This window comes from Shewanella sp. HL-SH5, from assembly GCF_051163755.1.
GTDB classification, from domain to species: Bacteria; Pseudomonadota; Gammaproteobacteria; order Enterobacterales; family Shewanellaceae; genus Shewanella; species Shewanella glacialimarina.
The window spans coordinates 1,156,298-1,179,387 of the sequence record NZ_CP195038.1 but is presented as its reverse complement, the minus strand read 5'-3'; the positions used below and the strand labels follow the sequence as shown (position 1 = coordinate 1,179,387).

Below are 23,090 nucleotides of genomic sequence, written 5' to 3'. Positions count from 1 at the left end.
ATTTCATAATAACCTTACCCTAAGAGAGACTAAAATGATTAATGGAATAATTGCACTATCAGTAGTAACACTATTATCCGCAACTACAGCTGCGCCATCTGAAACTCTAAATACGCAATCAGTGGGCTTACCAGTTATTAAGGTTTTAGAAACTCAAACGGCAGGCTTGCCAGTTATTAAGGTTTTAGACACTCAAACGGCAGGCTTACCAGTGATTAAGGTTTTAGAAACTCAAACGGCAGGCTTACCAGTGATTAAGGTTTTAGAAGCTCAAACGGCAGGCTTACCAGTGATTAAGGTTTTAGACACGCAAACGGCAGGCTTACCAGTGATTAAGGTTTTAGAAACTCAAACGGCAGGCTTACCAGTGATTAAGGTTTTAGAAACTCAAACGGCAGGCTTACCAGTGATTAAGGTTTTAGAAACTCAAACGGCAGGCTTACCAGTGATTAAGGTTTTAGAAACTCAAACGGCAGGCTTACCAGTGATTAAGGTTTTAGAAACTCAAACGGCAGGCTTACCAGTTATTAAGGTTTTAGACACTCAAACTGCATAAGGAATATAACTATGTTTAATTCATTGAAAATTGCATTGGGTTTAGCTAAACCAGCTCGTAAGAAAGTTAAATTGCCTGCAGGCTTAGAGCGTTTAGAAGTGACTCAAGCTAAAGCCTGGTGGAAATAACTAAGCGGGTATTAATAAAAAAGGAGCTGCGAGCTCCTTTTTTGTTGTTTAGACATTTGCTGTTATTAAACAAACAGATAATGATTTACAGGCTCGTTTATCAATCTAAATAATCATCTGTTGCGAAATCATCTAGCCAATTCTTCTACCTAATTCATCAGGCCAACATATTTTATGAACGCACTAAGCCTCAAAAACTCGCTCTATGGGCGCCTAAACCTTCAACTTTACGATAAGCTAAATGCTTATGAGTAGTGAATAATGGGTATGCCACAGGCCCTAAAACCACGCCAACCAATGCCCAACGTTTAACAGCTAAACCTGCATAATAAGCAGAGAAGCCAAGAAAAATGCTACTCAATACAAACAATAAAGCGAGTAATAACCAATCTAATTGAAAAATCACTGAAACCTCTTTATATCTTCAGTTAACTGCATTCCATCATAATAATGGCTAAAAACACTGCACAGCAGCATTCCATTTTCAGCCTAGGCTATCTGTATTATTAAAACTGCCTTTAGTTTCGTCCAAATTGATACATCTTAATAATACTAAAAGATTACAAACTAACCGCATTATAGCCTAAAGCACCACTCACTTCGATTAAAATTCAGGCAAAAGTATTCCGGCAAGGTAATAAAAAGCGGCAAATAATTGCCGCTTTTTTAATCTCCACTAAATCTAGTGACTCAGCATTCATCAGTTCGTATGAAAATGAGTTCCTTCAGTTGCCATATTTTTTAGCATTTCACAGGGAGCAAAACGATCACCATAAAGTTTCTGATAACGATTTAAGGTATCAACCAGGTTTTTAGGCCCTAATGAATCAATATAACGGAAAGGGCCGCCTAAAAATGGTGGGAAACCAATACCAAAAATAGCACCAATATCACCATCTCTTGCGTTAGCAATGATGCCCTCTTCTAGGCAACGAACCGCTTCGTTAAGCATTTGAATAGTACAGCGCTCGGCAACTTCTTTTGCTTCTTTATCAGATGAAGCTTTAATACCTAATACGCCATAAACCGATTCATCAACCAACTTGGCTTTTTTCGCTTTAGGGCCATATTGATAAAAACCTTTGCCGTTTTTACGCCCTTTACGATCATCGGCAAGTAACTTATCAAATGCCGCTGGTGCTGAAAAACGCGCCCCCAACTCTTTTTCTAAAATAGGCGATATTTTAGCCCCAACATCAATGCCCACTTCATCTAATAAAGTCATTGGGCCGACCGGAAAACCAAACTTAATTAATGAACGGTCAAGATGTTCAATTCGCTGACCTTCAAGTAATAATTGCGCGGCCTCATTCATGTAAAGCGCAAGAATACGATTGACGTAAAATCCCGCCCCATCTTGAACCACAATAGGTGTTTTACCTTGCTTACGGGCAAAGGCTACAGTAGTGGCGATAGTTTCAGGTGAGGTGGTCTTGTGGGCAATCACTTCCACTAACGGCATTTTTTCAACCGGTGAAAAATAATGCAAGCCAATCACATTTTCAGGACGCGCGGCAGCGGCAGCGATTTGACCAATAGGTAATGATGAAGTGTTAGAAGCAAAAATAGTATTTTCACCACATTCACGCTCAACATCCTTAACCATTTGATGCTTTAATGCTAAGTCTTCAAATACAGCTTCAACTACGATATCAGCATCTTTAATACCTTTATAATCAGTGGTAGTTGTCATAAGAGACATCACATTGTCACGGGCAGCAGGCGTCATATGACGGCGCTTAACACCTTTATCCAGCAGCTTATAGGCATAAGCTAAAGCATTGCTTAACCCTTGCTCTGAAATATCTTTGACCCGTACCGGTATTTTAGCTTTAGTTGTGGTGACAGAAGCAATACCGCCGCCCATTAAACCGCCACCTAACACCATGGCTTTTTTAACGATGCGAGGCTCAGCACCTTCAGCACCGGTTTCTTTTTTCATTTCGGTGGTCGCAAAGAAAATACTGCGCAGTGCAGCTGACTCTTTGGACATTACTAAATTAGCAAAATGAGTCGCTTCAATTTCTAAGCCTTTTGCCATACCTTTATTTAAGCCTTGGCGAACACAGTCAATAATTTTTCCAGGAGCAGGATAATTGCCGGCTGTTTTCTTTTCGACTTGTTTACGCGCTTGATCAAACATGATGTCACGGGTAAATGAGGTTGACTCTAAAAATTGATTTAACTTTGACTGCTTAATCGGTTTGGCAGCGCTTTTACCTTTTTTAGCAAGCTCAATTGCGGTAGCAAGCAAAATTGAGTTAGGTACCACATCATTCACTAAACCCATTTTTAATGCTTGTTTGGGACGAACTTGCTTACCCGTTAGCATTAAATCTAAGGCTGTTGCTACGCCCACTAAACGAGGTAAACGTTGTGTTCCACCGCCACCAGGTAACAAGCCTAGTTGTACTTCAGGTACACCAAGTACGGTTTTGCTATCATCGCTACATACACGTAAATGACACGCCAAAGCCAGCTCTAAACCACCGCCTAAACACGCGCCGTTTATCGCAGCAACTACCGGAATAGTCAAACCTTCTAGCTCATTAAATACCACATGCCCTTGCTGTGATAAGTCTTTTGCGTCTTGTTCACTTTTACAAGCGGCCAACATACTGATATCAGCACCGGCAACAAATGAATCTTTTTTGCCAGAGACAACAACTAGCCCTTTAATGCTAGCATCGGTTTTTATTTCGATGAGTATTTCTGAAATCTCAGCACCAAATTCAGCTTTTAAGGTGTTCATGGTTTCACCAGGAACATCCATAGTCAAAATAGCGATACCGTCGTCACGACGTTGTAAATTAAATGTCTTTTCCATTGTAATTACTCCACTTCCACGATCATTGCAGCACCTAAACCACCCGCGGCACACGCCGTTGCCAAACCAGTTCCACCACCACGGCGCTTAAGTTCTTGACACACTTGGGTGATTAAACGAGTTCCGGTTGCCGCAAAAGGATGACCATAAGCTAATGAGCCACCTAACACGTTAAATTTACTCATGTCGATTTCACCAATTGCGCGATTACGACCTAACTTTTCTTGAGCAAACTTCTTCGAACCAAACATCTGCATATTGGCAAGAGTTTGGGCAGCAAATGCTTCATGCATTTCAACCAAGGTTAAATCTTCTAATTCCATACCAGCGCGTTTCAGCGCTAACGGTGTAGCATATGACGGGCCCATTAACATATCTTGCCAAACGTCAATCGCAGTAAAGGCGTAACTTTTAATGTAACCAATAGGCTGATACCCAAGCGCTTTAGCTCGGCCTTCACTCATTAAGATGATTGCTGATGCACCATCGGTTAATGGCGTACTGTTAGCCGCGGTGACTGTACCGTGTTTACGGTCAAAAGCTGGACGAAGCTTGGCGTAAGACTCTAGTACTGAATCTTCACGGATATTGTTATCACGGTCGATAAACTGCTTATAAGGTGGAATATGCGCCGCCATCACTTCTTGCTGCAACACGCCTGAGTTCCACGTTTGAGTTGCAAGCGTGTGTGAACGGTGGGCTAATGCATCTTGATCAGCACGGCTAATACCGTAAGTCTTAGCCATCTGTTCCGCGGTTTGCCCCATAGATAAACCGGTTGAATACTCTGCTACGGCAGGCGGTACAGGCATTAAATCTTTCAAACCTAAACGGCGCATAATGGCAAATTTTTGCTGGAAGGTACGCGCCTTGTTTAAGTCAACTAATGCATGAGCTAACTTTTTAGACACGCCAATGGGCAATACAGATGAAGAATCAGCACCACCAGCAATACCGATTTCAACATTACCGGTCATGATGGATTCAGCAACGTTAACCGCTGATTGGAAGGATGTCGCACACGCGCGAGTAACACTGTAAGCATCGGTAGAAACATCCATACCTGTGCCTAGCACGATTTCACGGGCAATGTTTGGCGCCGCTGGCATTTGAACAACTTGGCCATAGACTAATTGTTCAATAGTTTTGGGATCTAATTCTGAGCGAGACAACAACTCATTAACTACCATTTTGCCCATATCTAATGCTGATACGCCATGGAATGCGGTAGCCTGCTTTGCAAAAGGCGTTCTTAAGCCGGCGACGATTGCAATACGCTCTCCGCGGGCATTTGTTACCTGTTGTCTATCACTCATTTTTCACCCTCTTTTTATAGTTAACCTGGCGACACAAGCTCAAGTTGTTAATATCCGTTTCGCCCGACCATAGTGGTCAGACCATCAAAGTGTGATTTGATTCTAACTTTTTATTTACTGGTTTTAAACACCTGTTTAGATATATCTTGCAATAGCACTATATCTGCCGTGACTGACTTTAGCTATTAACCGACAACTAACCGATAAAATCCCCTTAGTGTAGCTTATTGCGCTTATTGGTTTCATTAAGGGTTAAAATCTGTTAATCCTACTAGCTAAATCCATATAGAATTCATAACATAAGCCGCATTGTGTTTATGTTATTAGCAAATGATTGAGTAACCGTATGCCTTTAAGCCGATTTCATTCTTTAAGAACTTATCTCGACACTGTTATTTTAGGTCAACCTGTGTTGACTGAAAATCTTTTAATTGCCTTAGTAGCTAATGGTCACTTACTGGTTGAAGGCCCTCCAGGCCTAGCTAAAACCCGCGCAGTTAAAGCTCTGTGTGATGGGGTTGAAGGTGAGTTTCATCGTATTCAATTTACACCCGATTTATTGCCAGCAGATTTAACCGGTACTGACATTTATCGCCAGCAAACTGGCACATTTGAATTTGAAGCAGGTCCTATTTTTCATAACTTGATTCTAGCTGATGAAATAAATCGTGCCCCGGCTAAGGTACAATCAGCCTTATTAGAAGCCATGGCAGAAGGTCAAGTCACGGTAGGTAAAACCAGTTACCCTTTACCTAAACTGTTTTTAGTGATGGCAACCCAAAACCCGTTAGAAAATGAAGGGACTTATCCATTACCCGAAGCTCAGTTAGATCGTTTCTTAATGCACATTAATCTGGATTACCCAAATGCAGAAACTGAGTGCCTTATTTTACGTCAGTCACGTAAAGAAGCGATTAGCCATCAATTGCCCACTACTGAGCCTGTTGCGCAGGCAGATGTATTTGCCGCGCGGGATCAAGCACTTGAAATTTATCTTGCAGACCCTCTTGAGCAATACATTGTTGAAATCGTTATGGCAACCCGTCAGCCTGAACGATACAGCCCTGAATTGGCTAAATGGTTAGAGTATGGCGTTAGTCCACGTGCCACTATTTCATTAGAACGTTGTGCCCGTGCAAGAGCTTGGCTTTATGGTCGTGATTATGTATCACCAGAAGATATTCAAGCCGTCGCGCCTAATGTGCTACGTCATCGTCTACTACTAAGCTATCAAGCGCAAGCTGAAGGCATAACCGCAGATCGCGTTATTGACACCATTTTGTCTCAAGTAGCAGTACCTTAAGCAATGAGCACAGCAGAATTATCACTGCCGTTATTTAGTGATGGCATAAACTTGAACGAGCAGGAATTAATTGCCTGCCAAAGCTTGTCGCATGTTGTAGCTGACCGTAAAACACGCACAAAAGCGGCTATGGCTGGTCATAGGGCAAGTTTAGTCAAGGGTCGCGGTATGGAGTTTGCTGAGGTACGTCATTATCAAAATGGTGATGATGTGCGCTCTATTGACTGGCGAGTTACCGCGCGTACCGGCGTGGCTCACACTAAATTGTTTATTGAAGAACGCGAACGCCCTATCCTATTATTAGTCGATTTAAGCCACAGTTTATATTTTGGCTCACAATTACTATTACAAGCAGTTCAGGCTGCCCACGTGGCCACAACCATAGCCTGGAGTGCGGTAAAGCATGGTGATAAACTCGGTGCATTAATTGCCAGTGAAACAACCCATTTAGAGCTCAAGCCCCGTAGCCGTAGACAAGGCATGTTACAACTGTCTTCAGGTTTAATTGATGTGCATCAAAAACAGCTCAATCAATTTGATAATTTGCCGCAAGACCCCGAACATATGTTCAAAGCTTGCCAGCGATTACAGCGGATAGCAAAACCGGGCTCTTTAGTATGGATCATTACCGATGGCCACCATTTCAGTCCGCAATGCCTTGCGCCGCTAACACAACTAAAACGTCACTGTGATATAGGTGCATTTGTAATAACAGATCCGCTTCGCCAGGGGACACTGAATTTGCCTAAGCAGTTTGCTTTTCCGGTACGTGATGGCAAGCAGCAATTAACATTAACCCGCGACAGTTATCAAAAATGGTTAGTAGAGCAGCAAGTTGCCCAACAAGGCTTTGTACAATTAATGAAGCAGCTTAATGTGCAGCCTAAATTCATCGATGCAGGTAAACCACTGAGTGACCAATTGGAATTATTACGCTAAATGTTACCTATTTTAACTAACTCAATCATAGCGTCGGCAGCCGCACCTGCCGCGGTGGCTAACCAAGGTGTTTCGCCTTTAGCTCAAATGCATGACATTTTATTGCCTAACATGGTTTCAGCTATGCCAATCGCACCAGGCTATTGGCTATTACTTGTGCTATCTATCCTAATACTGAGCTGGATTATGGGTAAAGTTCTCAAGCAGCGTCGTTATCATGCGCCCCGAAAAACCGCGCTGAAAATATTACAATCAATGGACAGTAATGCAGATAACTTTGCCTCAGAGGTCAATAGCTTACTAAAACGTACCGCAATGACCTATTTACCAAGACAATCACTGGCACATTTAAATGGTCAACCATGGTTTAATTGGCTAGATCAACGTTTACCAAAAACCAAACAACAGCTTATAGGTACGTTATTAGTCAAACGCCACCAGGCTAAAGGGCTCACACTTGAAGATAATCAGCAATTATTAATGCTGGCGAGTCTGTGGCTAGCCAATAAACATCCGTTTGAGCCTGTCAGCATTCAAGATACTGATAAACAGCATAAACAGGAGGCTGCATGTTAAGTGTCACTTGGCCTTTGGTGTTTATTTTATTGCCATTACCGTTATTTTTTAGACAAACAAAAATCGTCGACCAAGGTGGACACCTGCAACTTCCCGGTGTCGGTCACGCCATCAAAAACCAAAGCCAACAAACGGTAAAACGCTCACGCAAATTATATTGGCTAATGTGGGTATGTTTATTGTGTGCAGTAGCAAGGCCCCAATGGCTGGGCGACCCGATTGAGTTACCGTCAAAAGGTCGTGATTTAATGATGGCTGTTGATTTATCAGGCAGTATGCAAATTGAAGATATGGTGATTGATGGCAAAATCGTCGACCGTTTCACCTTAATTCAGCATGTGTTAGCCGACTTTATTGAACGTCGCAAAGGCGATCGCCTCGGATTAATATTATTTGCTGATCACGCTTATTTACAAGCGCCACTGACCCAAGATAGACGCTCGGTGGCAAAGTTTTTAACCGATGCACAAATTGGTTTAGTCGGCAAACAAACGGCTATTGGCGAAGCCATCGCATTAGCGGTAAAACGATTTGAAATGGTTGATGAAAGTAATCGGGTGCTGGTGTTGTTAACTGACGGTTCAAACAATGCTGGTAATATTGAACCCGAAATGGCAGCAGAAATAGCTGCAAAAAGAAACATTACTATTTATACCGTAGGTGTTGGCGCCGAGTTACTTGAGCGCCGTACTATTTTTGGTAAAGAGCGCATTAACCCATCAATGGATTTAGACGAAACTCAGTTACAAAAGCTAGCCGATATGACCAATGGGCAGTATTTTCGCGCTAGAAACAGTGAAGATCTGGCAAAAATTTATCAGACCATAGATACATTAGAGCCGGTTAGCCGCGATCAATTAAGTTATCGCCCGAAGAAAGAATTATTCTATTGGCCTTTATTAATGTCTTTATTGCTCAGTATCTTAATTAGTGCCCAGCAACACTTTCAAGCTGGTCTGGTACTACCTTCATTTAAGCGTGGGGGCAAAATAGAATGATCCACTTTATCCGCCCAGAGTGGCTATTAGGTTTAGTGCCGCTGATTTTATTAAGCTTGCTATTTTGGCGCCGTCATCAGCAACAATCTGCTTGGAAAGCGTATATTGCGCCGCATCTAACCCGCATGCTGATCAGCGACAGTGCCGAGCAAAGCAATAAACCTAAGGGGTTACTGGCATTTTGTTGGATTGTTGCAGTATTAGCATTAGCAGGTCCTGCTATCAGTAAACAAAACTTACCTGTTTTTGCGACGGATCAAGGCCGAGTGTTGATTATGGACATGTCTTACTCCATGTACGCGACCGATCTGACTCCAAATAGATTATCCCACGCTCGCTTTCGCGCGACGGATTTACTGTCTGAAATAAAAGAAGGCGAAACGGGCTTAATTGCCTACGCGGGTGATGCTTTTACCATTAGTCCTTTGACCCGTGACAATGGCACTTTGTTGAACCTCTTGCCCACATTATCACCGGATATTATGCCTGTAAGAGGCTCAAATTTATCCTCAGCCATCACATTAGCACAGCAGCTTTTAGCCCAGGGCGGCCATATTACTGGTGATATTATTCTAATGACAGATGGGGTTTCAGATCAGCAATTTAACCAGGTATATGATGAATTAAAAAATAGCCGCTACCGTTTATCCATATTAGCCTTTGGCAGTAAAACCGGTGCCCCTATAAAGCTATCTGATGGCCAATTAATGCGCGATAGCAGCAATGAAGTGGTGGTCGCTAAAACCGATATTAAGTTGCTGCAAAAACTGGCTAAACAAGGTTCAGGAGTGTTAATTGCAGCGCAGTCAGATGGCAGCGATATCAAACAACTCATTCAATGGCTTGCTGAAGATGGCCAAGCAAAAGCCACTGAACTTGAAGGTGAATCATGGCAAGATTTAGGTCCTTATTTAGCACTATTATTATTACTACCTGTGTTATTAAGCTTTAAACACGGTGTGCTAGCTAACCTTATGTTACCTACAGCCTGGCTACCTTTAGCTGGACTAATGGGTTTGTTAGCCTTCAGTACTGGCTATAGCAAGCCTGTACAGGCCAATATTTGGGATGACTTATGGCTGACAGCGGATCAACAAGCTCAGCAGGCTTTTGATAAAGAAGAGTATGCCAAAGCGGCGGCAAATTTCAGTCAACCTAATTGGCAGGCTAGCGCCCATTATAAGGCAGGAAATTACCAACAAGCGCTTGAAGGTTTTGAATTAGACAATAGCGCCGAAGGTTTATATAACCAAGCCAATAGTTTGATGCAGTTAGGAGATTTACCTGAAGCCATTAAGCGCTACCAACAAGCTTTAGGATTACGAGCTGATTTTATTGAGGCAGAAGAAAATCTAGCCCTAGCACAAGAATTACTTGAACAAGAGTCACAGCAAAATAAACAAGATAGCGATCAAAATGGTGAGCAGAAAAATGACTCGCAGGATAAAGATCAACAACAAAATGATCAAAATAACCAGCAGAACAGTCAGCAAAATCAGGACAAGCAAAACAGCAGTCAACCAAATGATCAGCAACAAGACTCTCAAGATTCAAGCTCAGACTCTGATCAGCCTAACCAGGACCAACAAGGCAAGCAGCCTGAGAATGCTGAGCAGGATAAACAATCTAAAAGCAATGAAACACCAGACAAACAACAGTCTGAAGATAGCCAAGACGAAAATCAGCAACAATCATCTGGCAGTCAACCCAATGATAAGCCTAATGATCAAGCAGAAGAAAATGCCGATAATGCTCAGTCTAAATCAGGCTCTTCAGAAAACTCAACCGCGGAAGATGAACCTGCACCAAGTAATGAAGCCAGTATGCAAGCCGATACTGAGCAAAGTACGGATGCTAATAGTACGGATGCTAAAAATGCTCAGCAATCAAATCAGCCAACGACTTCAGCAACACCTTTAGAAGAAACATTAGATGAGGATGGCAAGCCTATAAATCAGGTTATTAGCCCAACAACGATAGGCCAACAACCTTTGCCAGAAGATATGGAAAGAGCATTAAGAGCAATAAATGAGGATCCACAAGTATTGATCCGCAATAAAATGCAATTGGAATATCAAAAACGTCGTCAACAGGTCAAGGAAAAAGAACAGTGGTAATTCGAATTTTATTAAGCCTAATCCTTATTATTTTGGCCCCTTCGGTTATGGCGCTCACCCAAGTAGAGGCCAGTATCGACAAAAATCCGGTGAGTGAAGGTGAATACTTTGTGTTGAACATCAGCGCCGATGACGATCTCAATGCCGGCGCATTAGACACATCTTCATTACTGAATAACTTTATTGTTGGTCGCACAAGTGTGGGCAGAAGTACTCAAATGATAAACTTCAGCACCACCAAAGAAACTCGATGGCAAGTGCTGTTATCACCTAAATATACCGGTAAGGTGACTATTCCAGCGTTCACTATCAGCGGAGTAAGTTCATCGCCAATTACCCTGCAGGTTAATCCAGCAGGAAGTCAGCCTCAAGAAGCTGAAAATTTGTATATTGAAGTCAGCACTAATGTTGATGAAGCCTACGTTGGTCAGTTAATTAACTACAAGGTAAAACTCTATTTAGCCGTAGAATTGCAACGCGGTGTACTGGGTGCCCCTGTCGTCCAAGGTGCACAAATAAAACAAATTGGTGAAGATACCGACAGCACTGAAATCGTCAATGGTCGCCGCTTTAGAGTGATTGAGCGTAACTACGGTATTGTTGCAGGCTTACCTGGTGAAATTATTATTAACGGTGCAACTTTTTCTGGTGATGTATTAATTGAAACACAAAACCGTGGCGGCATGTTTGGTTTTAATGAAAGCATTCCGATGCAAACTGAAGCCGAGCGGAAAGTGATTCAAATAAACAGCTACCCACCGAGTTATCAAGGTGAGTGGTTAGTGAGTGATTTAGTGTCCTTACGCGAAGTATGGCCCGATGATAAAACTACCTTTGAAGCAGGCAGCCCCATTACTCGAACCATCAGCTTAATTGCGATTAATGTTGATGAACATAGCCTCCCCGAGCTGACAATGCCTGCGACAGAAGGAATGAAGATTTATCCTGAGAAGCCGTTACGCCAAACGGGTATTCGTGATGGACAAGTGATTTCGCAATACAGCTTAACTGCCGCTATGGTGCCCACTAAACCGGGCACTTATACCCTGCCAGAAATAAAAGTACCCTGGTGGAATATCCAATTAAAGCAGCAGGAATATGCCATTTTACCGGCTAAAACCATTACGGTTGTCGCCGGGCAAATGGCCGATAATGCACTACTGATTACGCCTCAAGCTCAATCTAACAATAGCGAGGATTACTGGCCATGGTTGACCGGATTATTTGCAGCACTATGGTTAATCACTTTAGTGTTATGGCGAAAAGCCGCAGGCCAAAGTCATCAAAATCAGGCTGGTGACACAACAATCACCGCACGTCCGACAACGAATATGGCTAACTTAGCAGCCATAGTGGATGCCTGCGATCGTAATAATGTCAGCGATGTGATATGCACGCTGCAACAGTATTTTTCAGCGATATTGAAGCGTAAAGTCACTTTGGCGGAAATTAGTCAGCTTTCTGAATTACTTTCACAGGCAATTAGCGTTTTGCAATCAGGCCGCTACAGCCAACATACAACCCCTGTGAATAAAAAACAGCTTATTGATGCAATCCAATCATATCAACCTAATAGCAATAAACAGACGGATTCAATCATAGCTAAACTGAATCCTTAAGAACTATCAAATGGGTTGTGCTCCCTTTTATGAAATAGCATAAAAGGGAGGTGTTATTTGGCACTTTGTAGCGACTTATAATAATTGCCACTAGTGATCTGTCACTGATAATAATGAAGACCAGTAATAAAATAACCTCAACAATAGTCGTTGCACTCTTGCGCTGACCCAGTAAGCTAAGTGTAATTATTATGAGAAAAATATAAAAATGTTTGAAATTCTGCGAAAGAAAAAGTCCGACCCTACGGTCTTATCTGACATGGTAAATAAACAAAGACGTTACGATAGCCTTGTCAGGGCACTTCATACCGACATTTTCCGTTATGCCTATTGGTTATGCGGTAATAAACATGTGGCTGAAGATATCACTCAAGAAACCTTTTTACGGGCATGGCGTGCGTTAGATTCTTTAAAAGATGATAAAGCCGCAAAAGCCTGGCTTATCACTATTTTACGTAGGGAAAATGCCCGACGTTTTGAGCGTAAGCAGTTTGATTACAGTGATGTAGAACAAGAGCTACTTGAAGATGTTATCTCTAGTAGCACTGAAGATGAAACCGAGCAATATTGGCTACGCAGGCAAATCGGCAAACTTGATTTAGAATATCGTGAACCTTTGTTATTACAGCTCATTGGTGGATTTAGCGGAGATGAAATCGCCGAGATGCTTGAATTAAATCGCAACACGGTAATGACACGATTATTTCGTGCCAGAAACCAATTAAAAGATGCATTAGACAGCCCAGAAGTAAGAGGTCAATCAAATGGATGATCTACAATTTCGTCGCCAAGCTTATGGCGATCCCAATACTCAGTCAGATGACTTTTTGCAGCATATCGCAAATAACTCAGCTGATGCGAAATTGGTTAAAGATTTACAAGCACTTGATGACAGGCTAACACAGGCGCTTAATATTCCGGTACCTGATGACCTAGCGGACAAGTTATTATTGCGTCAACAGCTAAGCCAACATCATCAAACGCAAAAGCGTACTCGCTATTTAATGGCGATGGCGGCGTCTATTGCGTTTGTTGTTGGGGTTAGCTTCAGTATGCTACGTTTTACCCCAATTGATTTATCTGAAAATGCTTTAGCCCATGTTTACCATGAAACCAAAGCGCTACAGATGGAACAAAACATCGGTTTTAATGACGTAAACTTCAAGTTAGCCAGTCTATCAGGCCTACAACAGTCTAAATTTATTCAGCAGCCAGGAAGAGTCTTCTATACTGCCTACTGCGATTTTCAAGGGGTTAAATCTTTGCATTTGGTTATGCAAGATGAAAATGGTCACAAAGTAACCTTGTTTATTGTGCCAGCAGAGAACAGATTAACCTTAGATGACGCCTTTGCCGATGCAAAATACAAAGGACAAGGATTCAAATTTGCCGGAACCTATATGCTACTTGTCGGTGAACAGCAATCTGATCTAAATTACATTAAACGCGAAATTGAGCAAACGTTTATCTAAGGTAATTACGACAAACTAAACATAGCACTTAGCCGTACTTTACAGTGCGGCTGAGTATTTTTTCCCTATACTCCCCCCGCGAAAGTGTGAACTACATCAATCTTCTGCTAGCATTGCTCCATAAAAATAACCATATGGAACAATCATGGAAATTCAAGCACCTATTTTAATCACTTTCATAGGCTATCTAGCCGTTATGATGGGGATTGGTTTTTGGGCATATAAGAAAACGGAATCTGTCGATGATTACATTCTCGGCGGTCGCAAGATGGGCCCAGCAGTTACCGCATTAAGTGTCGGCGCTTCTGACATGTCTGGTTGGCTGTTACTTGGCCTGCCAGGCGCGGTTTATTTAGGTGGACTAGGTGAAGCCTGGATTGGCTTTGGTTTAGTGTTTGGCGCATGGCTTAACTGGCTATTTGTCGCAAAACGCTTACGAATTTATACTGAACTTGCAGATAACTCCCTCACCCTACCCGACTTTTTCGAACATAGATTTAACGATAATCATGGTGTCCTTAAGTTAGTATCAGCGGTGACCATTTTAATATTCTTCACCTTCTATGCATCATCTGGCATGGTGGGCGGCGCCATTCTATTTGAAAAAGTCTTTGGCCTTGATTACACCCTAGCCTTGGTCATTGGCTCGGTCATTATTGTGTCATACACCTTTGTTGGCGGTTTTTTTGCTGTCAGCTGGACAGACTTTTTCCAGGGCTGTTTAATGCTAATTGCGTTAATTATTGTGCCTGTCGCCATATTTAATCACGCCGACACCCAGGCAAACATGGACAGTTTAGATCCTGCCATGCTGACATTTGTGGGCGATAAAACCACAGTTATTGGCCTAGTATCATTGCTGGCCTGGGGACTTGGCTATTTTGGTCAACCACATATCCTATCTCGCTTTATGGCGATTGGCAGTGCGAAAGATTTACGTTTATCAAGACGTATTGCCATGAGTTGGATGATTGTTGCATTAATTGGTGCACTGGCCACCGGCATTGCAGGTACATTATATTTCGCCCAATCACCTTTAGAAAATCCTGAAACCGTGTTTATTCACTTAGCCCGTGCAGCGTTTAATCCGTGGGTGGGTGGTTTACTTATTGCGGCTATTTTATCGGCAATAATGAGCACGATTGATTCGCAACTATTGGTTTGTTCAAGTGTGATAACGGAAGATTTTTACCGCAAATGGCTTCGCCCTCAAGCCAGCAGTAAAGAATTAATGTTAGTGGGTCGAATCGGCGTTATTAGTATCGCACTTATTGCAGGTATTATTGCCCTTGACCCACAAAGCAGCGTATTAGGCCTAGTCAGTTACGCATGGGCAGGTTTTGGTGCTGCATTTGGTCCTGTGGTGATTCTATCGCTTTTCTGGAAAGGGTTTAGCCGTAACGGTGCAATTGCAACAATATTAGTCGGTGCGGTAACCGTTGTAGCTTGGGAGCAATTAAAAGGTGGGATTTTCGATTTATATGAAATTATTCCTGGCTTCTTTTTCGCTACTATCTTTGGGGTTGTATTTAGTAAATTATTCCCACCATCGACTGAAGTGCAAGGCCAGTTCAATGCATTTGAACAAAACCTACAAAGCCAGAAATAGTTATCGATTAAAATAACAGCTTAGGTACTGAAATAGATCAAACAGAACAAATAAACAACCTTTGTGTAAAAAAGCGTACAAGTGTACGCTTTCTTACATTTTAACTTCATCTAACACCCGTGTTTGAAAGTAACATAGCATTAACAACATAACCAGCCAAAATACAAGCCAACCTACTGTTAAACAACAAATTAAAATAAAAAACCACCGACTACAATCTTCATACACAAAAAACCAGCCTTTTGAATTAACTCAATATTAACAATAACTAACATGTGGTCGGACTTGTTAGCCTCTCCCCTGTTACCTAAGATGCCTGCACATTCAAAGCTGCACAATGAAATTGGCTTATCCAGTCATAATTTCAATCATAATAACAGCTCAAAATAGGTAATAAGCAATGACTAAATTCAACAAGACATTACTAGCAGCTGCGGTAGCACTTGCAAGCACTCAGGCAACTGCTGCTGGCTTTCAGCTTAATAGCCAATCTGCTGCAGGTATTGGCCGTGCGATGGCGGGTGATGCCATAATAGCTGACAACGCATCGGTTTTAGCACGTAACCCTGCCGCAATGGCTTTGTTTGATCAAAAAGCACTCTCTGTTGGTGTGTCATATGCCGATGTCAACGTAGAGGTTAGTGATGCACAAATGGACTTCATGGGGCGAACATTTGAATTAGGCCATATTGATAACGCCGCTGAAGCAAAAGTTATCCCTAATGCCTATTTTATCAACCCAGTTAATGACACCTTTGCTTATGGATTTGCTGCATTCAGTAACTATGGTACGGGTACCGATTTAACCCCATTAGCTAATAACCATGGCTCACTGGGCCCAAATACCATTCCAGCGCCAGCGGATTTACTCGGTAATACTGAAGTAACAACAGTAAACTTAAATGCCAGTGCGTCATATCGCATTAATGAATCGCTTAGTCTAGGCCTAGGTTTAGACGTGATCCAAGCTTCTGGTACGTTAACCAGAAACAGTAATATCCTTGGCTCATTAGTTGATGTTGAAGCCGATGGTTGGGCTTTAGGCGGCATTGTTGGTCTAGCATATGAAATTAATCCAAATAACAGATTTGGTTTAAGCTATCGTTTCAGTCCAGAAATGAATGCCACTGGCGATGTACGTTACCTAGCTGAAAATTTTGATGAAATTAATATCCCTATTGCTGATATAGCCCAATTTGCTGGTTTTCATCAGTTAACTGAAAAGTTTGCTGTGCACTATACGGCTCAGTGGACTCAGTGGAGCAGCTTTGACCAGATCTCACTAAACGAAGGTGACAAAGGTACAGCGTCACATAGCTTAAAAGAATACCATTGGAAAGACTCTTGGTTTCTTAGCTTAGGGGCAACATATGACATTAATAACAACTGGACAGTAAGAACCGGTATTGCCAGTGATGATGGCGTAGTAGGTGAAGTCTCTTCATTATCTATTCCTGACTCAGATCGCATGTGGTATTCAGCAGGTTTCACATATAATCTGTCGCCAAAATCTTCACTCGATTTCGGTATCACTAAGGTTGTTGGCGAAAAGGTGCATGTTATTGAACAAAGCGGGCTGGGCTCGACTGTTAATGCCTTTACTGAATCAGGTGCCACCTACTATTCGGCTCAATACAACTATAAGTTCTAATACATGTAAGTTCTAATACTAGGTATTGAATATTTAAACCGCTCTTTTTAGGGCGGTTTTTTTATATCTGGCTTTCGATGTAACGAGTGTGTAACTTAAGTGAAGTCTAATGCATTAACTTTTACTAATAAACACCTTGCAAGCATCACCAAAGTCCATTAGAATTTTCTTATGGACTTTTATAAGGCTACTATTATGCATACATCAATACTTCGATTATCTACATCATTCAGTCAGAGCATATTGCTCATCGCAGGCCTCATGGCCCCCTGCATAGTCGTTGCACAAAGTCCTGATTTTGGCACCATTGAGATCCAATTAAATCAGCAAACAAGTTACTTACAACTTGACGCTAAAGTTGAACCGGTGAAAGCTGCAACTGTGGCGGCACAAACGTCCGGCCGAGTATTAGCGATTCATTATGATGTCAATGATTTAGTCCCTGAGGGCGCTGCATTACTGGAAATAACTAGCAAAGAGCAAGGCGCTGAACTCGCAGCGGCTGAAGCCGATCTGGCTAAAGCACAAGCCATGAATGTGGAAGCACAGGCTCAATTTCAACGTTACAGAACATTATTCCCTCAAGGAGCGGTATCCCAAGGTGCAATGGATGAAGCCACTGCCAATGCTAAAAGCTCTAAACAGGCTGTCAGCGCAACCCAAGCACGTTTAGTTCGCGCCAAAGAAAGCGTTAATTACACCATTGTCAGTGCCCCATTCTCCGGGCGGTTAACCGCTAAAATGATAGAAGAAGGTGAAACCATCAGCTATGGCCAAGCGCTACTTTCTGGCTATGCTACCGATAAGCTTAGAGCCGTTTTTTATGTTCCACAACAGTATCGCCAGCAACTTAATTTACTGACTCAAGTCCGTTTTTCAGATGATAATTATCAATATATGGGTGAACAGCTCAATCCATTTCAATTTAGTACTCAACAAGACCACAGCCTTAAGGTAAGGGCTATTATCAATAACCCCGACAACACTTTGCAGGCAGGGCAATGGTTAAAGGTCGCCTTACCTGTTGCGACTAAAGATGTGATTAGTATCCCTCAATCTGCATTTTACCAAGTCGGAGAAATGACCACTGTTTACCGCAAGCAACAAAAGCACTATTTACAAACTCAAATTCGCTTAGGCAACGCCTATGAAGATGATCAAGGTGTGGCTATGGTAGAGGTGCTTGCCGGTGTTATGCCTGGGGACAATATAGTATTAAACGCGGCCAATTATGTGCTCCACCTTGGTCAAGCTACAGCCAACTAAACAGGAATAAACAGATGAAACCATCGAATACACCTGCTCTTGGCCTTTCGGGTAGCATTGCTAAAACCTTCCAAGCCAGTGCAATAACGCCTTTATTAGCAATATTAGGTTTATTGTTAGGGCTTTTTGCTGTCATCGTGACCCCAAAGGAAGAAGACCCGCAAATTGATGTCACCTTTGCAGACGTTTTTATTCCCTACCCCGGCGCTAGCCCAAGTGAAGTTGAACACCAAGTCACTTTACCCGCTGAACAAATTATTTCCGAAATTAAAGGCGTTGATACGCTTTACTCTTTTTCTCAACCCGATGGCGCATTAATTATTACCATTTTTGAAGTGGGTATTCCCCGTGACGAAGCTGTGGTCAATATATACAACCAGCTATACTCAAACCGGGACAAATTTAATCATGCTGCGGGTATAGGCGAGCCACTGATTAAACCGCGTGGCATTGATGATGTCCCTATTGTCAGCCTGACCTTATATGCTAAGTCTGCCGACATGACCGCAGAGCAACTCACACAAGTCGCTAACGGATTAGAGACAGAACTTAAACGTATCCCCGGAACCAAAGAGATTTATACCCAGGGCCGTCATGACATGGTGCTTAACGTCCGTCTTGATAGTGCCAAAATGAATAGCTTTGGGGTCACTATTGACCAAATATCTCAGCGTTTACAAGATAATAATCAGATATCTATGCTGCAGTCTTTGGTGCAACAAAACCAAGAAATTAAAGTCCGTGCAGGGCAATTTATCAATACAATTGATGATGTCAAAAACTTACTTGTGAAAGTCAATACCGCTCCCAATAATCAAGGTATCTCCTCTGCGGTATATCTATCCGACGTTGCTGAGATCACCTTAAAAAGTGATACGCCAAAACACAATGTTCGTCACGTTGATAGCACAGGTGATTACCCTGCTGTCACTATCGCCATTGGTAAACAAGCTGGCCAAAATGCGGTTGATATTGCTGATGCCGTGCTCAGCCGCATTGCAAAAGTAGATAACCTGCTGATCCCCGATAATGTTGGGGTTGCCATATCACGTGATTATGGCCAAACCGCTGGAGATAAATCTAACACGCTTATTTTTAAGCTAATGTTTGCTACCTCTGCAGTAGTATTATTGGTACTTTTTGCCATGGGGGCGCGTGAATCTGCCGTAGTTGGCATTGCGATTATTGTCACTTTAGCCCTAACCTTATTTGCCTCGTGGGCATGGGGGTTTACCCTAAACCGGATCTCACTGTTTGCGCTTATTTTCTCTATCGGAATTCTGGTCGATGATGCCATTGTAGTGGTAGAAAATATTCATCGGCACATGGCGTTAAGCAATAAACCGTTACTTGAAATTATTCCCGAAGCGGTCGATGAGGTTGGCGGACCAACCATATTAGCCACATTCACCGTTATTGCGGCATTACTTCCAATGGCATTCGTGTCTGGTCTAATGGGGCCCTACATGAGCCCAATTCCCATAAACGCCAGTATGGGCATGCTATTATCACTGGCTATCGCCTTTATTCTAACGCCTTGGTTAGCTTACAAGTTACTGGCCCACCACCCAAAAGCTGAACACGCTAGTTTGGCGGAAGTAGATCAGGCAAATGACAAACTGGCTAAATTGTTCAGCCGTCTAATGTCACCATTTTTAGTTGGTGAACATGCCGCCAAAGCTCGAAAAGGCCTAGCCGTTGGTATTGTCGCACTGATTGCTATCGCACTTGCATTACCCGTCATGCAGGCTGTTGTGCTTAAAATGCTGCCATTTGATAATAAATCCGAGTTTCAGGTCATTGTCGACTTACCTGAAGGCACGCCTGTGGAACAAACCCAGCGCGTATTACAAGAGATGAGCCTGTACCTCAGCACAGTAGAAGAAATTAACCACCAGCAGTGGTACGCAGGAACCCACGCACCAATGAACTTTAATGGGCTTGTGCGTCACTACTTTTTACGCAGCAGCCAGGAGCTAGGCGACATTCAGGTTAACTTGGTTGATAAGTCACACCGTAGCCGCGACAGTCACAGTATTGCATTAGCTGTGCGGGAACCACTAAAGGAGATTGCCAATCGTTATAACGCCAACATAAAAGTGGTCGAAGTGCCTCCAGGACCGCCTGTATGGTCGCCAATTTTGGCAGAAGTTTATGCGCCAACAACAGCACTTCGCGAGCAAACGGCTAACGCCTTAGAGCAACGCTTTAAAAATACTGAACATGTGGTTGATGTGGATATTTATTTACCAGCCCAACAACAGCAATGGCAAGTTAACATCGATCGCGCGAAAGCAAGCCTGCTTGGGCTATCGTACGCGCAAATCGTTAATACCATTGCCACCAGCATTGGTGGCAAAGATGTCAGCTATTTACATTCCCAAACCAATAAATATCCCACACCTATCAGGTTGCAATTAGATGACGCTGAAAAAGTGGATTTGCAGCAAGTGCTTAATCTAAAACTAATCAATCCAGCTGGCGAGTCAATTAATTTATCCTCTGTCGCCAGCATTAATAAAGGCAGTATTAATGCCCCAATAGTGCACAAAAATATGGTGCCGATGATCATGGTTGTGGCGGATATGGCGGGACCAACAGATAGTCCACTTTATGGCATGTTCGATATTTCAGCTCAAATTGATGATGCCAATATTGATAAGCCCTACCCCATAGCACAGCATTTTGTTAATCAACCAGATGGATTATCGCAAGTGGCGATATTGTGGGACGGGGAGTGGAAGATCACTTATGAGACTTTCCGCGATATGGGCATTGCTTATGCGGTTGGCATGATAGCTATTTACTTGTTAGTGGTTGGCCAATTTAAATCTTATTTAGTGCCATTGGTTATTATGGCACCTATACCATTGACCATTATTGGTGTTATGCCAGGGCATGCTTTATTAGGAGCACAGTTTACCGCAACATCAATGATAGGAATGATCGCCTTAGCGGGTATTATAGTGCGTAACTCGATACTACTGGTCGACTTTATCAACCAGCAACTCACTCAGGGAATTGCACTCGATAAAGCGGTTATTAACGCTGGGGCAGTTCGAGCTAAACCAATTATGTTAACCGCTTTAGCAGCAATGATTGGCGCCTTATTTATCTTAGATGACCCAATATTTAACGGTCTTGCTATTAGCCTTATATTTGGCATCTTTATCTCAACTATTTTAACCTTGGTGGTGATCCCTGTGTTGTACTTTGCAGTGATGCGCAACCGATTAACCGTAAAATAAAGGAGCAATACCATGACCAATAAAACCACTAACAAAGTGAACAGAATGTCTGTCGAACGCTCTATCATGGCCTTTGCTGGCTTTATGGTACTGCTGTCATTAGTACTGACCGCTATAGTTAGCCATCATTTTATCTGGCTGACCGTATTTGTAGGTGCTAACCTATTTCAAAGCGCATTTACCGGTTTTTGCCCAGCGGCAATGGTAATGAAAAAGCTAGGCTTGAAAACTGAAGCAATGATTGCCACCGAAAAATAAGAGATTGCCACCAAAAATACTATTTTCTGGCAATCAGTTACACTAAATATAAGGAATATGAAGTTTAATGAGAGCCATTAAAAAGCCAAACAGCAAATTAACATTGTTGACAATATTAGCAACTAGCTTAGTTGCATTTGCACCTATGAGTTTTGCTAAAGATGTCACACCAACACAAGCGTGGCAGATGATTGATCAGCAAGCGTTAGTGATTGATGTTCGTACTGCTGAAGAATTTAATGAAGGACATATTGAAGGAGCTGTTAATATTCCTTTTGAACAAATTGTTGCAGGCGTGGCAAAACTAGGGCTTAAAAATGATGACAGCATTGTTTTATATTGCCGAAGTGGGCGCCGAAGTGGCATTGCAGATGATGCATTAACCCAAGCAGGATTTAGCAATACTGCTAACGCGGGCGGTGTTGATGCATTGATACAGTCAAAACCCTGAATCTATTTGGTATTGCGTAAGTAATATTAACGGTTAGCGACAGAATCCGAGTTCAGGTTACACATCTTACAAGATGCCTTTATGTGAATAATAAAGGCATTTTTTATTCAATAGTCCCCTGTTACTTAACCTCAAAAACACTATCCACAGGTCAACTAAACCAGTTGTTTTTTCATCACAACACAGTCTAAATCAAAGCCTCTAGGGGAGTGATAAACACTGATTTCATTACCTACAAAACCACATTTTCGATAAAATGCAGCAGCATTTAACGTCGACTCTAATGCAATAAAAGTCAATCCTGATTTTTTTGCTATGCGCTCAAGATGAGCCAACATTAACTTGCCGATACCTAAATTCATGTATTCAGGATGGACGAACAGCGCATCAATAAATCCGCTACTAACATCAAGCATCCCAGAGGCAATAATTAACTGTTGTTCAGATAGATTTGACTGCCCGTCAACCACATAGACATAACCATCATATGATAGCTTATCAGCATATGCCTCAGGCATCTGACCTTCAGTCCATTTAGTCATTGCATCAATACCATAACAATCAACACATTGGGATAATATAGCAAGATTTCGGACTATAAAAGCTTGTGATGCATCAGCTTTATGGGCTCGCCTTAATATTCCATTCATATATAAGTTATTCCTTTTATTTATATACAACTAAAGACGCCATACCGACTTTCCATTAAGCATAATTGAACACTATACCGCCGCTAACTTTATGTTTCGGTTATTA

At 42.2% G+C, this 23,090-nt stretch carries 19 protein-coding genes; 15 read left to right on the top strand and 4 right to left on the bottom strand.

Annotated features, from left to right (window positions below):
• The first annotated feature begins 34 nt into the window (after positions 1-34).
• The gene (locus ACRWQM_RS05135; RefSeq protein ID WP_434931470.1) at positions 35-556 is read left to right on the top strand and encodes a hypothetical protein; all 522 of its coding nucleotides are present in this window, start codon (positions 35-37) and stop codon (positions 554-556) included.
• Between the two features lie 318 nt (positions 557-874).
• Here the strand turns inward: ACRWQM_RS05135 and ACRWQM_RS05130 are convergent, their stop codons facing one another.
• The 3 genes from ACRWQM_RS05130 to fadI all read right to left on the bottom strand — a co-directional run bounded on the left by ACRWQM_RS05130 (position 875) and on the right by fadI (position 4,827).
• The gene (locus tag ACRWQM_RS05130; protein WP_404830044.1) at positions 875-1,054 is read right to left on the bottom strand and encodes a hypothetical protein; all 180 of its coding nucleotides are present in this window, start codon (positions 1,052-1,054) and stop codon (positions 875-877) included.
• A gap of 330 nt (positions 1,055-1,384) precedes the next feature.
• Positions 1,385-3,511 carry a fatty acid oxidation complex subunit alpha FadJ gene (gene fadJ, locus ACRWQM_RS05125; protein WP_434931469.1) on the bottom strand — a complete coding sequence of 709 codons (2,127 nt, stop codon included), beginning with the start codon at positions 3,509-3,511 and terminating at the stop codon, positions 1,385-1,387.
• Between the two features lie 5 nt (positions 3,512-3,516).
• Positions 3,517-4,827: an acetyl-CoA C-acyltransferase FadI gene (gene fadI, locus ACRWQM_RS05120; protein ID WP_434931468.1), complete on the bottom strand. Its 1,311-nt coding sequence runs from the start codon at positions 4,825-4,827 to the stop codon at positions 3,517-3,519.
• 346 nt (positions 4,828-5,173) lie between these two features.
• Between fadI and ACRWQM_RS05115 the strand changes: the two genes are divergently transcribed.
• From ACRWQM_RS05115 to ACRWQM_RS05050, 14 genes are all read left to right on the top strand, one after another.
• The gene (locus ACRWQM_RS05115; RefSeq protein WP_226414250.1) at positions 5,174-6,130 is read left to right on the top strand and encodes an AAA family ATPase; all 957 of its coding nucleotides are present in this window, start codon (positions 5,174-5,176) and stop codon (positions 6,128-6,130) included.
• Between the two features lie 3 nt (positions 6,131-6,133).
• On the top strand, positions 6,134-7,069 hold the full coding sequence (locus tag ACRWQM_RS05110) for a DUF58 domain-containing protein (protein ID WP_434931467.1): 936 nt from the start codon (positions 6,134-6,136) through the stop codon (positions 7,067-7,069).
• Positions 7,070-7,645 (top strand): DUF4381 domain-containing protein, encoded by a 576-nt coding sequence (locus ACRWQM_RS05105; RefSeq protein WP_434931466.1) that lies wholly within the window; start codon positions 7,070-7,072, stop codon positions 7,643-7,645. It begins immediately after the preceding gene.
• The gene (locus ACRWQM_RS05100) at positions 7,639-8,643 is read left to right on the top strand and encodes a vWA domain-containing protein (protein WP_434931465.1); all 1,005 of its coding nucleotides are present in this window, start codon (positions 7,639-7,641) and stop codon (positions 8,641-8,643) included. Before ACRWQM_RS05105 ends, ACRWQM_RS05100 begins: the two co-directional genes overlap by 7 nt.
• Positions 8,640-10,760, top strand: coding sequence for a VWA domain-containing protein (locus tag ACRWQM_RS05095; protein WP_434931464.1), 2,121 nt, complete (start codon positions 8,640-8,642; stop codon positions 10,758-10,760). Before ACRWQM_RS05100 ends, ACRWQM_RS05095 begins: the two co-directional genes overlap by 4 nt.
• Complete coding sequence (locus tag ACRWQM_RS05090) at positions 10,754-12,379, top strand: BatD family protein (RefSeq protein ID WP_434931463.1); 1,626 nt, start codon at positions 10,754-10,756, stop codon at positions 12,377-12,379. Before ACRWQM_RS05095 ends, ACRWQM_RS05090 begins: the two co-directional genes overlap by 7 nt.
• A 208-nt stretch (positions 12,380-12,587) precedes the next feature.
• Positions 12,588-13,151: a sigma-70 family RNA polymerase sigma factor gene (locus ACRWQM_RS05085; protein WP_226414235.1), complete on the top strand. Its 564-nt coding sequence runs from the start codon at positions 12,588-12,590 to the stop codon at positions 13,149-13,151.
• Positions 13,144-13,851 carry a DUF3379 domain-containing protein gene (locus tag ACRWQM_RS05080; RefSeq protein ID WP_434926740.1) on the top strand — a complete coding sequence of 236 codons (708 nt, stop codon included), beginning with the start codon at positions 13,144-13,146 and terminating at the stop codon, positions 13,849-13,851. Before ACRWQM_RS05085 ends, ACRWQM_RS05080 begins: the two co-directional genes overlap by 8 nt.
• 145 nt (positions 13,852-13,996) lie before the next feature.
• Positions 13,997-15,460, top strand: a complete 1,464-nt coding sequence (gene putP / locus ACRWQM_RS05075; protein WP_434926741.1) for a sodium/proline symporter PutP — start codon at positions 13,997-13,999, stop codon at positions 15,458-15,460.
• A 400-nt stretch (positions 15,461-15,860) separates the two neighbouring features.
• Positions 15,861-17,111, top strand: a complete 1,251-nt coding sequence (locus tag ACRWQM_RS05070; RefSeq protein WP_434931462.1) for an OmpP1/FadL family transporter — start codon at positions 15,861-15,863, stop codon at positions 17,109-17,111.
• A 195-nt stretch (positions 17,112-17,306) separates the two neighbouring features.
• Entirely contained in the window at positions 17,307-18,377 is a 1,071-nt protein-coding gene (locus ACRWQM_RS05065; protein ID WP_434931461.1) for an efflux RND transporter periplasmic adaptor subunit, read from the top strand.
• A gap of 14 nt (positions 18,378-18,391) precedes the next feature.
• Positions 18,392-21,625, top strand: coding sequence for an efflux RND transporter permease subunit (locus ACRWQM_RS05060; RefSeq protein ID WP_434931460.1), 3,234 nt, complete (start codon positions 18,392-18,394; stop codon positions 21,623-21,625).
• Positions 21,626-21,670: 45 nt separating this feature from the next.
• Entirely contained in the window at positions 21,671-21,883 is a 213-nt protein-coding gene (locus ACRWQM_RS05055) for a YgaP family membrane protein (RefSeq protein ID WP_434931983.1), read from the top strand.
• A 67-nt stretch (positions 21,884-21,950) separates the two neighbouring features.
• Positions 21,951-22,334, top strand: coding sequence for a rhodanese-like domain-containing protein (locus ACRWQM_RS05050; protein ID WP_434931459.1), 384 nt, complete (start codon positions 21,951-21,953; stop codon positions 22,332-22,334).
• A gap of 155 nt (positions 22,335-22,489) precedes the next feature.
• Here the strand turns inward: ACRWQM_RS05050 and ACRWQM_RS05045 are convergent, their stop codons facing one another.
• Positions 22,490-22,984: a GNAT family N-acetyltransferase gene (locus tag ACRWQM_RS05045; RefSeq protein WP_434931458.1), complete on the bottom strand. Its 495-nt coding sequence runs from the start codon at positions 22,982-22,984 to the stop codon at positions 22,490-22,492.
• Between the last annotated feature and the right edge of the window lie 106 nt (positions 22,985-23,090).